The sequence below is a fragment of the Kluyvera sichuanensis genome (assembly GCF_014218705.1).
Lineage (GTDB): Bacteria > Pseudomonadota > Gammaproteobacteria > Enterobacterales > Enterobacteriaceae > Kluyvera > Kluyvera sichuanensis.
Genome location: NZ_JABBJF010000042.1, coordinates 19,444 through 33,774, shown reverse-complemented (window position 1 = coordinate 33,774; position 14,331 = coordinate 19,444). Strand labels below are relative to the sequence as shown.

The window sequence follows — 14,331 nt, the reverse complement described above, 5'->3', positions numbered from 1 at the left end:
GTCAGCGTGACGATGGTCCCCGCCGGCGCGTCGCTGCTGCCCTGCACGTCGGTTCTGATCTCTTTCAGCTCCTCGTTATTGAGGTAGCCATCTTTTCCAATGGCATCGATGGTGATCTCCACCGACAGCGGTGCCGGAGCCACGTCCGTACTGGCACTCTCCGGCACCTCGTTACCGTACTTATCTGACACTTCAACCGAGGCCGTCACCGTCGCCCCGTCCTTAATCACCGAGGTGTCCACCGTCGTGCTCCAGCGCCCGTCTTTCCCGACAACCGCCTCACCAATCACCGTGTCACCGATGGTCAGCGTGACGATGGTCCCCTCCGGTGCGTCGCTGGTGCCCTTAACGTCAGTTCTGATCTCTTTCAGCTCGTCGTTATTGAGGTAGCCATCTTCGCCAATGGCATCGATGGTGATCGCCACCGACAGACTTGCCTGCCCAACGCTGCTTTGTTCACTGGCCGTCGCCTCATTACCGTAAGCATCGCGAGTCGTGACAGTGGCCAGTACATCGCCTGATGCCAAAAGATCGCTGGTATTCACATTTACCGACCAGCTACCATCTTCCTGAACCATCGCGAAGTAGTCATGTCCATTGATGGTCACAGTGACAGTATCGCCAGGACGAACATCAAGCCCGGTTCCACCACTAACCTTCGTGGTTTCCTCCTCCGCTTCACGCATATTAATAACGTTATCACCCGCAATCACATCAATCGTGATACTGGCTTCAGGCAATGGGTGAGGTTCATCATTGCTGCTGCTAACGACATCCGGTTTTAACAGCGTGATGTCTTCCACCGGCGCAATCGTCGCCGTATCCAGCCCTTCTGTCGGATAGCCTGCGGTTGGGTCAAGGATTTCACCGGTCAGGTCGAGGATAACGTGGGTATGGCCGCTATGGTCACCCGTCGGTGCGGATGACGAATCAATAATAGTGCTGTTACCTGCAGCCGTTGCTTCAAGAATCTGGGTTGGGTCAGCACCTTCAGCAATCGCCTGCTGCGCTGCGGCAATGGCCTGTGAGTCAACATCAGCAGACGCAGACGCTGGCGTTGCCTCGCTGCCCCATTCGCTTCCACGGCCCAGATCCATATTTTTGCCACTGGGAAGCGTAACGGTTACCGCTCCCTGATCGGTGACGACTAATTCCCCACGCATAACTTGCTCACCTTCCGTTGCCAGACGACGAGTACCATTAGACGCGACGATCCACACCTGTCCCATAACTGCCTTTATCGTTCCTATAATCGCTGACATAGCTGTCTCTCCTTAGAATGCAAATTACGCGGTAGAAAATGGAATAGCCCACTTATCAATCATATTTATCGTATTAATTACGTATCCATTGTTGGCGCTAGATATCAGTCTAAATTTTTAAACTCCAAATATATATATCATTTATCGCATTAGTAATAATATTCACGTGTTATTTTTGTATTTATTTTAAAGGTATCAACTTCATTATGGATTTCGCTTTCAGTATTAGCTAAAACGATGCTAATAGATTAATGAATCGAGAGTAAAAACAACACGTCGCAATCACCATCATAATGATTTAATTGATAATTTTTCATTAAATAATAATTTATTCATTTCAAAAAAAACCTAAACCACATTTTTCCCTTATGATTCCAAACCTCTTTCATTTAGATCTTTTAAGAATTGTACGTGATTATTATTAGCCGTGATTATAAAGAATTATTAAAGGCTCATATAAGCAATTCCTGCATGTATATCTGGTAAATTGCATCAGTAATCAAGTATTGTAATGTCTTTGGAGTCATTCCCCGGAATTTCAGGATAAGAAAGAACTAACCACCTTAGCCGGGTTTGTTATTAAGGATATAACTTATGACGCTACATTCCACAGCGGCTCACGAGAATGACGTAACAGAGCGACAAGACGAGATTAACTTTGATCAGCGCGAACTCTGTGACGATCCGTTGCTTGATAGTCTGATGACCATTTGCACGCTGCACGGGAAAGCCTCCAGCCGCGTTTCACTGACGGCGGGTTTACCGCTGAGAAACAACCGCCTTACGCTTCCCGTTTTTCCTCGTGCAGCAGCGCGGGCCGGGCTGCGAGTGCGGATGCTCAAACGCGAACTGGGTAAGATCAACGCATTATCTTTACCCGCCATCCTTATCCTGAAAAATAACCGTACGGCGGTCTTGTTTGGATGGAGTGAAAATGGGCAAGCACGGCTGCTAACCGGCGACACCAACGGTGGAGAAATTGCCGTAGAGCCATCCGTGCTGGCTGAAGAATATTCCGGCATCACGCTGTTTATTCAACCCATTCACCAGAGTGAACGAACTAAAGCCAGCCTGCTCCCGCGGACGCGAACCTGGTTTCGCGATACGCTGAAACTGTCACGCTTTCTCTATGTCGATGCCATTGTCGCCAGCTTTCTGATTAACGTGATTGCGCTCTGTACGCCATTGTTTGTCATGAACGTATACGACCGCGTGGTCCCTAATCAGGCCACCTCCACGCTATGGGTACTGGCAATCGGTATCACGGTCGCCTTCCTATTTGACCTATTGCTGAAAACGCTGCGCTCGCGCTGCCTGGATATTGCCGGCAAGAAAACCGACATGATTGTCTCCGCGTCGCTGTTTGAGCGCATCACCGGTATGGCGATAAAAGCGCGCCCGGCGCGCATGGGTAGCTTTGCTCAAAATATTCATGAAATTCAATCACTACGCGATTTCCTCTCGTCATTAACCATGGCGACGCTTATCGATATGCCCTTCACGCTGCTAATGCTACTGGTGATTGGTGTTATCGGTGGGCCGCTGGTGTTCATTCCTTTAGTCGCCTTCCCTCTGGCGCTGGCCGTAAGTTGGGCCATCCAGAAACCATTGAACCAGACTATTGATGACACCATGAAGCTGGCCTCTGAACGGCAGGCGGTGTTGATTGAAACGCTTAGTGGCCTGGATGCGATGAAGGCCAATAACGCCCAAAGCGAACGCCAGTACATGTGGGAAAGCACGCTGGTGACCCTCAGTAAAAAAGAGCTGCGCGTTAAAACGCTCTCCACACTCGCCGTTAACTTCACCGCCTGGCTACAACAATTCTCAGGCGTGGCGATGATCGTGGCGGGCGTCTACCTGATTATTGAGGGTCAACTCAGCATGGGGGGCTTGATTGCCTGCTACATGCTTAACGGACGCGCGCTGGTACCGATGGGCCAGTTAAGCGGGCTTGTCACCCGCTATCAGCAGGCCAAAATGACGATGAAAACCACGGAAGATATGATGGACCTGCCTCAGGAGCGTCAGGACGATCGTCCGTTGGTCGCCCGTGAGAAATTGCTGGGCGGCATCACCTTCCAGAACGTCACCTTTACCTACCCAGGCCAGAAACGCCCCTCGCTCAATAACCTCTCTTTTACCATCACCCCTGGAGAACGAGTCGGGATTATCGGCCGTAGCGGTTCGGGAAAAAGCTCGCTAGCAAAACTGATTATCGGCTTTTATCAACCCGACTCAGGTGAAATTCTGCTGGATGGTATGGACGCCAACCAGATTGATGTTAACGATGTGCGCCATAACATTGGCTACGGGCCGCAGGATATTCACCTGTTCAGCGGTACGCTGCGCGAAAACTTAATCAGCGGCGCCAGCTATGTCGAAAACGAGGCGTTGCTTCGGGCATCCCAGCAGGCGGGCGTCCATGAATTCGCACGCAAGCACCCGGACGGCTACAACATGCAGGTGGGCGAGCGAGGGCTCAACCTCTCCGGCGGCCAGCGTCAGGCGGTCATGCTGGCGCGTGCGCTGCTGCTGGAGCCGCCGGTGTTGTTGCTCGATGAGCCAACCAGTTCCATGGACAACACCACGGAAGATAGCGTGCGTCGCGCGCTAATGGACTCCATTAAAGGGCGGACGTTGCTGCTGGTCACGCATCGTGCCTCCATGCTTTCCCTCGTCGATAGGCTGATCATCATTGACCGTGGACGCATTATTGCTGACGGGCCAAGAGAGAACGTCCTGGTCGCGCTGAAGAAGGGGCAAATCCATGCGACACAATAAATGGCTAAAAAACCTGCTGCGCCGGTTAGGGCTGGGCTATAGCGACAACGATCTCACGATTAATGGCATTAACGGGCTCGTGATGGCGGACGGGCCACGTTCAGCCCGCACCACCCTGTGGTCATGTCTGGCGTTCTTTATTGTCTTAATCATCTGGGCTGCCAACGCGCAGATTGATGAGGTTGCCCGAGGAGATGGTAAGGCGATTCCATCATCACGTCTGCAAAAGGTCCAGAACATGGAAGGCGGCATCGTTTCTGAAGTCTTCGTCCATGAAGGTCAGGTGGTGGAAGCCGGGCAGCCCTTGCTACGGCTCGACGACACGCGCTTTAAATCGAATGCCGGTGAAAGTGAAGCCGACCGCTACGCCTTAATGGCGCAAATTTCACGGCTGGAAGCGCAAATTGCGGATAAACCGCTCGTTCTGAGTGACGATATCGAGCGTGAAGCGCCGAATATTGCTAACGGCGAGCGGGCGCTGTTCAATACGCAACGTGCGCGATTCAGCAGTGAAGTTGCGGGTCTGGAAGAGCAGTTATCACAGAAAAAACAGGAACTGCTCGATTATGAAGCCAAAAAAACGCAGTTCAGCCATAGCCTGGGGCTCATTCAGCAAGAGGTCAGAATGTCAGAGCCGCTGGTCAAAGCCGGGGCGATTTCAAAAGTGGAAATACTTCGCCTGCGCCGCTCTGAAGTCGATACCCGCGGCCAACTCGACTCCATCGTGCTCGCCATTCCTCGGGCCCGATCGGCGGTGAAAGAGATAGAAAATAAGATTGCCGAGTCTCGCGGACGCTATCACAGCGAAATGCTGGGACAGTTAAATGAAGCACGCACCAACCTTGTCAAAATTGAAGCCAGCGGCAAAGCCATTGAAGACAGAGTCAATCGTACATTAGTGACCTCTCCGGTACGCGGAATTATCCAGCAAATGCTGGTCACCACGATTGGCGGCGTTATTCAGCCCGGCAGCGAACTGGTTGAGATTGTTCCGCTGGATGACAGCCTGCTGGTTGAGGCCAAAATAAGGCCGCAAGATATTGCATTTCTTCATCCAGGACAGAAAGCGATGATCAAATTTACCGCCTATGACTACACCATCTATGGCGGCCTGCAAGGCTCTCTGGAACATATTAGTGCTGATACCATCACTGACAAAGAGGGCCGTAGTTTTTATCAAATTCGCTTAAGGACGGATCGTAATTATCTCGGCAGTGAGGAGAAGCCGCTGTTGATTATTCCGGGAATGGTGGCTTCTGTCGATATCATGACAGGGAAGAAAAGCGTACTCAGTTATCTATTAAAACCAATATTAAGAGCGAAGTCAGAAGCACTTCAAGAACGATAGTACCCCTATATACGATGGAAATTGATGAAAGGATAACATTATGAACAAACACATTCGGGTATTAACCAGCCTCTCTCTGCCGCTGCTGTTCGCTAACAACGTTAGCGCGGCCACGCTCGAACAAGCCGTTAAAGACAGCTTGCTCTGGCACCCGCAGGTGAGCGCGTCCGTCAACAGCCGCTATTCTGCCGATGAGGATTTACGGGCGGCAAAAGGCGGTTATCTGCCAACCTTAAATCTCTCCGCCGGCACCGGCTGGGAGCAGACCGATAATTCCAGCACCCGTGCAGCCAACGATCACCGTCGCAACCTGAACCGCAGCGAATCCAGCCTTAATCTGCGCCAGAATGTGTTTAACGGCTTCGCCACCACCAGCGAAGTGGCCCGGCAAAAGGCGACCGTGAACTCCCGGGCGTACACGGTAATGAACACCAGTGAAGTGACCGCGCTGAATGCGATTCAGAGCTATCTCGACGTTCTGATGCGTCAAAAAATGGTGCAACTGGCACAAAATAACCTGAAGAGCCACGAGCGCGTGTTTGACCAAATCCGCCTGCGTACCGAACAGGGCGTAGGCCGTAAGGCTGACTATGAGCAGGCGCAGGCGCGTCTGGCGCAGGCGAGAAACAACCTGCTGACCGAACAAACCAACCTCGAAGATGCCCAGGCTAACTACTACAGCGTGGTCGGCAAAGAGGCCAGCGGCCTGTCAATGCCGATGACGACCAACGTCCCGGGCTCTCAGGCCGAAGCCCGTAAGCAGATGCTGGAAAACAGCCCGCTGCTCAAGCAGGCCGACGCGGACGTTGAAGCCACCCGTCAGCAGTATGAAGCCGCGAAATCCCGCTTCTACCCGAGCGTGGATATCGACCTCGGCCGTCGCATGGATAACAACGTCGACGGCACGCGCGGTCACGATCAGGAGTGGCAGGCGATGGTTCGTATGAACTACAACCTGTTTAACGGCGGCAGCGATAAAGCACAGCTCTCATCTTATGCCTATAAAATGCAGGAAGCGCAGGACGTCAAACGCAATGCCCTTCGTCAGTTGGATGAAGAGTTACGTCTGTCCTGGAACGCCTGGCAGAACGCCAAACAGCAGGTGCCGATCGCCAAAGATTACGCCGATCGCAGTGCCGTGGTGCGCACAGCGTACCAGGAGCAGTTCAGCATCGGTGAACGTAGCCTGCTGGATATGCTGGACAGCGAAAACGAAGTGTTCAACGCCCAGCGCCGCTACGTCGAAATGCAGTTTGTGGAGATGTTCACCACCTACCGCATCAACGCCCGAATTGGCGATCTGCTAAAACAGCTGAATATTCAGGCACCAACGGCCGCACAGCCGGTTGAGGAACAGCAGACGGCACACAGCAACCTTCCTGAATTGAAATAATCGCTAGCCCATAGCGATGGTCTTCCTCTTCTCTGGCGGTGCCGGGGAAGAGGATGTTTGTTTTCCAACGCGGCGCGTCCCTCACGGTTGCCGTTCTACGCATGTTGTTCACTTCACTCGCAGTAAATCGCTGTACCTCGTTGTGTATCGCGGCGACAGCATCTCTCTTTTCATTTGCCACTCCTGTTGAATACCCTGCCCGGCAAAATAGAGCGTCCCCTTCCCGGCTTTCGTGTTGATGCGGTCCAGCACATCCATCAGCGGCGCGCTATTACACCTTGGTGCGTTATCATCAAACAGGTCGAGCTGCACAATGCCCTGGCTGTAAAAATCCCCCAACATGACGCCTGCTTTTTGGTAGCGATGACCGCTCTGCCATATGGCCTCCAGACAGCGCGTCGCGGCGGCGACAATGTCCCTGGTGTCCTGCGTGGGCGTAAGGAGTTTCACAGATGCGCTGTTTGCATAGTACGGCGCCCTTTCTGCAAACGGAGACGTTTTCACAAACGCAGAAATAAACCGGCAGTACTGATGCTCTCCGCGCAGTTTCTCCGCCGCGCGGACGGCATAGCTGCAGATAGCCTGTCGCATCTGCTCGTAATCGGTAATCCGCTCACCAAACGAACGGGAACAGATAATCTCCTGCTTCACGGGGGCAAACTCTTCCAGCGCAAAGCACGGCTCGCCGCGCAGTTCACGTACCGTTCTTTCCAGCACCACGCTAAAGTGCTTCCTGATAAAACGAATATCGGTGTCCGCCAGTTCAAGCACGGTGTTGATCCCCATTGCCTGCAGCGATTTACTTATCCGACGCCCAATCCCCCACACCTCATCAACCGGCAGCGCGGCCATCAGCTTACGCTGGTTCTCCACGTTAGACAGGTCGACAACGCCATCGGTCTGCTGCTGCCACCGCTTGGCGGCATAATTGGCCAGCTTCGCCAGCGTCTTGGTCTGTGCGATACCGACCCCCACGGTCAGGTGCGTGCGCTGACGAACGGTGCTGCGGATCTCACGACCAAAATCCACCAGATCACGGCAGTTGCTGACGCCCGTCAGGTCGCAGAATGACTCGTCAATTGAATACACCTCGCACCGGGGAGACATCTCTTCAAGGGTAGTCATCATCCGCAGACTCATATCGGCGTACAGCTCGTAGTTGCTGGAAAAAAAATGAACGCGTTCGGGGAACGCCACCCCTTTGAGCCGGAACCAGGGCGTGCCCATTTTGATGCCAAGCACTCTGGCGGCGTGGCTACAGGCAATAACGCAGCCGTCGTTGTTACTCAGCACACACACCGGTTTGTCCTTAAGGTCTGGCCGGAACACCGTCTGGCAGCTGGCGTAAAACGAGTTCGCATCAACAAGGGCAAACATCAGCCAACCGTCTTCAGGCTATGCGTAACGACGCCAAAAATATCCAGCGAGGCTTCGCCGCTGAACTGAATTGACCTATTCGAATTATGCATAATTTATCACCGCTCAAATTACTGTATATAAACACAGTAAAACAAGAGCTAGCGAAGGTGCAAGCGGCTTTCAGGGCGATAAACCAAACCCCCTGAAGTTTTAGGTAATTTAGTAAACGGCTAGTGCGTGCAGCCGGCATGGCAGTAGTTTACTGAATGGCTCTACCGCTGCCGAAACCAGAAGAAATTCCGGCTCCGGCAGACGTTTTTTCTCATTATCGACTTATCGCTCTAAGGCTCATACGCCGCGCTATGGAAATCAATTTCCCACTGCAGCACTTCACCATATAGCGCTGACAGCGTTTGCTTTTCGCTCTCACTGAGTGCTACAGCACAGCGATCCAACTCATTCTTCAGCCAAAGCGCCTGCTGATAAAACTCATCTTCCGCATGCATTTCTACCCAGCGCCGAACGTCAGCATCGCTCTGATGGCGCTCATTCACTCGTCGACACCAGGCGTAATACATCCATTCCGCACCGAACATCAGGGTAATAATCTGCTCATAGCTGCCTTGCTGAGCGGTTCGCAACATACCATCACGGAAACGCCGCACGCCGGGCAGATCGTCCGGATAATCGGCAGGATTAATCCGGCGTTCTGCTAATACCCGTTCAAACCAGGCTATCTGCGTATCAACCAACGCATTCAATACACCAACCAGCCAACGCTGCTGCTGAATACCCGGCGCTTTGCTGATCCCCAGGGCAAAAATTGCAATCGCCGTGGCGACAAAGTTTCCCTCGAAGACAAGGTAGCGGTTAAACACCGTTGTTGGCAGACGATCCTGCTCAATATCTACCACAAAACGATGCTGCTGCATGACCTGCCAGGCCTGCTCATGCTCACGTAGCAGCCGCTCGGTAAACGGTTCCATTATGCTTCCTCCAGCGCGGCCTGAGCGATAGACATAAAATGTTTTACCCGAGCCAAATCAACATCGTTCCACCAGACACCGTCCACTTTCATCGTACTGGCAACAATCACCCCCTGAGTACGCCCCAGAATCTGACAAACGTTAGCCGGCGTTACTCCAGAACCGACCAGCAACGGTAACTCTGTCGCTGCGCGAATTTCATCAATTTCTTCCATCGTAGCGCTATCACCCGTGCGTTGACCGGTGGCGATCACGGCATCGGCTTCAAAAAAATCGACATCGCGAGTCAGTTCCTGAATCGAACGATCGGCAACGATGGCATGGCTACCATGTTTGACGTGGCTATCGGCAAAAACACGGATATGTTCAGCGCGCAGCATACTACGGTAGCGCAGCGCTTTAGCCGCCGCCCCTTCAATAAACCCTTCATTGGCAATATAGGCGTTAGCCCACTGGTTTACGCGAACGAAATCAGCCCCGCCCGCCAATGCAGTTGCTAGCGCCGGGATCGCGGCATTAGCCAATACGTTAATACCTAGCGGTACCCCAAAGCGTTCGCGAACTTTCTCGGTAATGACCGCCATCAGTGCCGATGTTTCATGACCGATATCTTCTGGTTTGGAAAAAGGAATATCGCCATGGTTTTCAACAATCAAACCATGAACACCGCCTGCAATATAATTTTCCGCATCACGAAGCGCACGCTCAATAATATTGCCAACTGATTTCCCTTGATATTTAGGTGTTCCAGGGAAAGGATCGCAATGAATGACACCAATAACTGCTTTCTTACGTGAAAAAATAGCTTGTATTGCATTCGTTTTTTCTGCTGAGATAGCAACCATCTTATCCATCCTATTAAGGAAACACTATGCGTGTTTACGTTACTGGTAATATTACTGTAGATGAAACCTGGTCCATTTCGGACATACCTAAAAAAGGCTCATCAATTCATGGAATTAAAGTCTCGCAGGATATCGGCGGTAAAGGCGCGAATCAGGCGATCATATTATCCCGTTGCGGAATAGACACGCGTTTAATTGCCGCCACGGGAAGTGACAGCAACGGAATCTGGATCCGTCAGCAAATAAAAGGGGAGACGTTATCGCTGCTACCCGATTTTCATGTCAATCAACATAGTGACACCTCAATTATTTTAAATAGTGATGATGGTGATAATGCCATTATTACTACCACCGCTGCCGCCGATACATTTGGCATCGATGATATTATCTCGCACATGGCTGACGCCGCAGTCGGTGATATTTTGCTACAACAGGGTAATTTTTCTCTGGATAAAACTCGCTCCCTGTTCCAGTTTGCCAAAACACGCGGTATGACGACGGTATTCAACCCCTCACCGGTTAATCCTAATTTTTGCCATCTGTGGCCACTGATCGATATCGCCGTAGTCAACGAATCAGAGGCCGAACGGTTACAGCCTGATGGCGTGAAAACCTTAATCATTACCCAGGGCGCCGCTGGGGCCTGGTTGGTTCGGGACGGCCAGCGCCAGTTCTGTCCCGCCGTCCGCGCCGAGGCGCTTGATACTACCGGCGCAGGAGACACTTTCCTTGCCGTCATGCTCGCGTCCTCGCTGCGGCGTGGGGTAGAACCTGATACCCTGGCGCTTACCCACGCCAGCCTTGCTGCCGCGATTACCGTTAGCCGTCGAGGCACCTATAGCGCATTTCCAGACAACCATGAACTTGCCGCCCTGCTCGCAAAGGGCGGCAAGTAGCAACCTACTTAAACAGCGAACGGTAAGTGTCAACGTTCGCTTTGGTCACCACCGTGGCCGGAACCAGAATGGTTTTCGGCACGGTTTTACCCGACGTGATGCTGTTGAGCGCATTCAGGGCTTCCGCCCCCATTTTTTCAGGATCCTGCTGCAGCACGGCGGTAACGTAGCCACTATCAATACCCGAAATCGCCTTCGCCGTCAGATCCCAACCAAAGACTTTAATGTCCTTCTGGCGTCCCTGATTTTCCACAGCAGCAATAGCGCCCAGTAAAGCCGGTTCACCGGTTGCATATATCGCCGTCAGATCGGGGTTGCCGGTAATCAGGTTCTCCGCTGCGGTCATCGCTTTATCCTGCACGTTTTGTCCGTCAACAACGTTCGCAACCGTAATTTTAGGATTACTTTTCAGCGCCTCTTCAAAGCCTTTCTGCCGCTGGTTTTGAATAGCTGAATTTAACGCTCCAACGATCCCCAGACGTGCCTGGCCACCCATCTCTTTTTGCACATAGTCGACGAAGTATTTACCAATAATTCGCCCCCCTTCAATATTATCGACGCCGACTTGAGCAGCCTGAGGCCCGGCAGGTAATACGGCATCAATAGCAATGACAGGAATGTTCGCCGCCGCCGCTTCTTTGACCGCTGGCATAATTCCGTTAACGTCAATAGCGGCAACCAGAATCCCTTTAACGCCTTGCTGAATATAGTTTTCAATCGCATCATTTTGCGCAACGGGATTATCATTAGAGTTGAAAATGACTAGATTCTTGCCACTCGCTTTTGCTGCATCCTGCGCGCCTTTATTCATCAGATTAAAGAACAGAGCCTGCTGATTGATCTGCACCAACGCATAAGTGGGACTTTCAGCATTGGCTGCAGAAATAAAACTCACTGATGCCAGCATCGTCGTTGCTATAGCAATAAAACGCAGTTTTCCGGTGTTAAATAACATCATCAGTATCCTCGTCGGGAATAGTTGATAGCCAGCAGAGTTCCGCGTTGCATACGAACGCAGAAGGGTTATGTTTTGGCGGGCAAATATCGAGTTTGTAGCCAGAACCATCGAAAACTGTTCGGCTGGATCCCGCTTTACAACATTCCGGCAACCGGTCCGTTTCGGTGCGCGACTGGAACGTCTAAAGCTGGTTTGGGAATGACTTCCCGGATGATGCGGTAAACTGCCTATACAATTCTCTGCCGATTAAAATTTGTCAAGCATTAATTTCCACCTCATGGTTACCCAAGAAATTGCTGTATCCACGGCGCTTAACTATGTTACAGATAGCCGATTCTGGCAGAAATGGCGCAGCAAATGAGTATAAAACGCGTATTGCTATCCGATGTGGCAAAGCTGGCAGGGCTATCTAAAGCGACGTTGTCACGCTATATGAACAACAGCATTGTGCTGCCGCAGGACACTATCGATCGTATTGAAACGGCTATCCACGAACTGGACTATCGCGGCAACAGCCTCGCACGCCGCCTGAGCAAAGGGGGAAGCGAAACGCTTGGGCTGGTGTTACCTGATATCACCAACCCCTTCTTCGCTGAACTGGCCGATGCTGCCGAGGAGGCCGCTTCTGCCAGCGGTTACAGCCTGGTACTGTGCATCACCCGCAACAATCCTGATAAAGAGTGTCAGTTTATTCGCTGGCTGGATACCTGCCAGGTTGATGGTCTATTGTTCACCACTAACCGACCGGATAACGGTCTGTTGCGTAAAGAAATTCAGCTCCATGAACGCATCGTATTGCTGGATGAAGATATTCCTGGCAGCAAGGTACCGAAAGTCTTTGCTGATAACGTACAGGGCGGGCGAATTGCCACTGAAAAGCTGATCGCTGCCGGGCATCGACATATCGCCTTCGTTGGTGGGCCAGACAAACTGATGAGCGTCCGCGAGCGTTATCAGGGATTCTGCACCGCGATGGAGCAAGCAGGTCTGAGCTGGCCACCTGAGTGGATCATGTATGGCGACTATCGGCGAGAATTCGGCCAGCAGGCGCTGCACCACCTGTTTAGCCAGCCGACCCGCCCTACCGCTGTCTTTGCTGCGAGTGACTATCTGGTGCTGGGCCTGCTCGACGGGTTACGTGCCAGCGGGCTGCAGGCACCGGCAGCACTGTCGCTAGTCGGTTTCGATGATGCCAACTATGCCGATTTCACCCAACCCCGCATCTCAACTATCCGCCAGCCCGCCCGGGAGCTGGGCCATACGGCGGTGAGCATCATGCTGCGCCTGCTCAACAACGAGAAAGATATCCCTGCGGAAACCCGTCTGCCGGTTGAATGGGTCGGCCGCGATTCGATCAAGATTTGTTAAGCTCGTCCCAAAATGGCGCAAAAGCGCCCAGTTTTGGCGCAAAAAACGATCAACTCAAAAAACCTTCACTATAATCAGTAAACCGGTTTACCGTAGGGTAATAAATAAAATCTATTTATTACATAACGTTAGATCACAGGGCTGCTGTGTTGTTTCTGCCCTGGCACGGATGCTGCAATGTTCTTACTGGCGAATAAATATCTTAAATAGCGTTGGCCTGACTGTGCTTGTGAGTGCTTCATTCATCAGGTAAACCGGTTTACTAGATTGTAAACCGTGCTGAATGACGTATCTCGCGCAGGATGGCGAACATTTTCCCGGCAATAGCAATGGGAGTTATCAGATGCAGCAGCCACACACTACCCCGCCAAGGGTGGAGATGATTAATATCACCAAGACCTACGGGTCGATACGTTCATTGCGCGGCGTCAACCTGGAGCTGGCACCTGGTGAAGTACTGGGTTTGGTGGGCGATAACGGCGCGGGGAAATCTACCCTGACTAAAGTGTTATCTGGCGCGGTAATCCCTTCCAGCGGCACAATTCGTATCGACGGCGAACAGCACCAGTTTACCAATCCGGCGGATTCTCGCCGCTGTCATATCGAGATGGTGTATCAGGATCTGTCGCTATGCGACACGGTTGACGTCGCAGGCAATCTGTTTATGGGCCGCGAGCCGATGAAATCCGTTCTCGGTATCCCTTTTCTCGACGAGGCCAGAATGCACGCCGATGCCCGTGAGATGCTCAAAGGGCTCGGCATTTCTATTCCCGATACCCGTCTGCTGGTCAGGAACCTCTCCGGTGGTCAACGGCAGGCCATTGCCATCGCTCGCGCGGCGGCCTTTGACCCGAAAGTGCTGATTATGGATGAACCCACCGCTGCGCTTGCCGTCGCGGAAGTTGAAGCGGTTCTGGAACTCATCCGCCGCGTTTCCGCTCGCGGCGTGAGCGTGATTCTGATAACTCACCGCTTGCAAGACCTGTTCCTGGTCTGTGACCGCATCATGGTCATGTATGAAGGCACCAACGTTGCCGACCGGCGCGTCGCTGACACCAGCCTAAGCGATATCGTTAATCTGATTGTGGGCGAAAAGTTCACCGCCCGCTCTGCGGCCGCACATTGAGGTAAC

At 52.3% G+C, this 14,331-nt stretch carries 11 protein-coding genes; 6 read left to right on the top strand and 5 right to left on the bottom strand.

Annotated elements, in window-relative coordinates:
• Positions 1–1,262: retention module-containing protein (locus tag HII27_RS25000; protein WP_185669999.1), on the bottom strand; the 1,262-nt coding region annotated here is incomplete at its 3' end.
• Between the two features lie 594 nt (positions 1,263–1,856).
• On the opposite strand from HII27_RS25000, the gene HII27_RS24995 reads away from it, so the two are divergent.
• From HII27_RS24995 to HII27_RS24985, 3 genes are read left to right on the top strand one after another with little or no spacing between them, the layout of a single operon-like run.
• Positions 1,857–4,046 (top strand): type I secretion system permease/ATPase, encoded by a 2,190-nt coding sequence (locus tag HII27_RS24995; RefSeq protein WP_185669998.1) that lies wholly within the window; start codon positions 1,857–1,859, stop codon positions 4,044–4,046.
• Positions 4,033–5,394 (top strand): HlyD family type I secretion periplasmic adaptor subunit, encoded by a 1,362-nt coding sequence (locus HII27_RS24990; RefSeq protein WP_185669997.1) that lies wholly within the window; start codon positions 4,033–4,035, stop codon positions 5,392–5,394. Before HII27_RS24995 ends, HII27_RS24990 begins: the two co-directional genes overlap by 14 nt.
• Positions 5,395–5,434: 40 nt before the next feature.
• Entirely contained in the window at positions 5,435–6,787 is a 1,353-nt protein-coding gene (locus HII27_RS24985; protein ID WP_185669996.1) for a TolC family outer membrane protein, read from the top strand.
• Between the two features lie 108 nt (positions 6,788–6,895).
• Here the strand turns inward: HII27_RS24985 and HII27_RS24980 are convergent, their stop codons facing one another.
• From HII27_RS24980 to HII27_RS24970, 3 genes are all read right to left on the bottom strand, one after another.
• Entirely contained in the window at positions 6,896–8,164 is a 1,269-nt protein-coding gene (locus tag HII27_RS24980; RefSeq protein ID WP_185669995.1) for a Y-family DNA polymerase, read from the bottom strand.
• Positions 8,165–8,487: 323 nt separating this feature from the next.
• Positions 8,488–9,132 carry a TenA family protein gene (locus tag HII27_RS24975; RefSeq protein WP_185669994.1) on the bottom strand — a complete coding sequence of 215 codons (645 nt, stop codon included), beginning with the start codon at positions 9,130–9,132 and terminating at the stop codon, positions 8,488–8,490.
• The gene (locus HII27_RS24970; protein ID WP_185669993.1) at positions 9,132–9,977 is read right to left on the bottom strand and encodes a BtpA/SgcQ family protein; all 846 of its coding nucleotides are present in this window, start codon (positions 9,975–9,977) and stop codon (positions 9,132–9,134) included. Before HII27_RS24970 ends, HII27_RS24975 begins: the two co-directional genes overlap by 1 nt.
• Before the next feature lie 26 nt (positions 9,978–10,003).
• Here HII27_RS24970 and HII27_RS24965 point away from each other — a divergent pair, with 26 nt between their 5' ends.
• Complete coding sequence (locus tag HII27_RS24965) at positions 10,004–10,873, top strand: ribokinase (RefSeq protein ID WP_185669992.1); 870 nt, start codon at positions 10,004–10,006, stop codon at positions 10,871–10,873.
• Between the two features lie 4 nt (positions 10,874–10,877).
• Here the strand turns inward: HII27_RS24965 and HII27_RS24960 are convergent, their stop codons facing one another.
• A complete protein-coding gene (locus tag HII27_RS24960) occupies positions 10,878–11,831 on the bottom strand; it encodes an ABC transporter substrate-binding protein (protein ID WP_185670001.1) in 954 nt (317 codons plus the stop codon).
• A gap of 345 nt (positions 11,832–12,176) precedes the next feature.
• Between HII27_RS24960 and HII27_RS24955 the strand changes: the two genes are divergently transcribed.
• Both HII27_RS24955 and HII27_RS24950 read left to right on the top strand, forming a co-directional pair.
• Complete coding sequence (locus HII27_RS24955; RefSeq protein WP_185669991.1) at positions 12,177–13,199, top strand: LacI family DNA-binding transcriptional regulator; 1,023 nt, start codon at positions 12,177–12,179, stop codon at positions 13,197–13,199.
• 379 nt (positions 13,200–13,578) lie between these two features.
• Positions 13,579–14,325, top strand: coding sequence for an ATP-binding cassette domain-containing protein (locus HII27_RS24950; RefSeq protein ID WP_162180094.1), 747 nt, complete (start codon positions 13,579–13,581; stop codon positions 14,323–14,325).
• Positions 14,326–14,331: the final 6 nt, after the last annotated feature.

Coding starts and splice junctions, on each gene's coding strand:
- HII27_RS24995 (WP_185669998.1), top strand. CDS start 1,857: ATGACGCTACATTCCACAGCGGCTCACGAGAATGACGTAACAGAGCGA.
- HII27_RS24990 (WP_185669997.1), top strand. CDS start 4,033: ATGCGACACAATAAATGGCTAAAAAACCTGCTGCGCCGGTTAGGGCTG.
- HII27_RS24985 (WP_185669996.1), top strand. CDS start 5,435: ATGAACAAACACATTCGGGTATTAACCAGCCTCTCTCTGCCGCTGCTG.
- HII27_RS24980 (WP_185669995.1), bottom strand. CDS start 8,164: ATGTTTGCCCTTGTTGATGCGAACTCGTTTTACGCCAGCTGCCAGACG.
- HII27_RS24975 (WP_185669994.1), bottom strand. CDS start 9,132: ATGGAACCGTTTACCGAGCGGCTGCTACGTGAGCATGAGCAGGCCTGG.
- HII27_RS24970 (WP_185669993.1), bottom strand. CDS start 9,977: ATGGTTGCTATCTCAGCAGAAAAAACGAATGCAATACAAGCTATTTTT.
- HII27_RS24965 (WP_185669992.1), top strand. CDS start 10,004: ATGCGTGTTTACGTTACTGGTAATATTACTGTAGATGAAACCTGGTCC.
- HII27_RS24960 (WP_185670001.1), bottom strand. CDS start 11,831: ATGATGTTATTTAACACCGGAAAACTGCGTTTTATTGCTATAGCAACG.
- HII27_RS24955 (WP_185669991.1), top strand. CDS start 12,177: ATGGCGCAGCAAATGAGTATAAAACGCGTATTGCTATCCGATGTGGCA.
- HII27_RS24950 (WP_162180094.1), top strand. CDS start 13,579: ATGATTAATATCACCAAGACCTACGGGTCGATACGTTCATTGCGCGGC.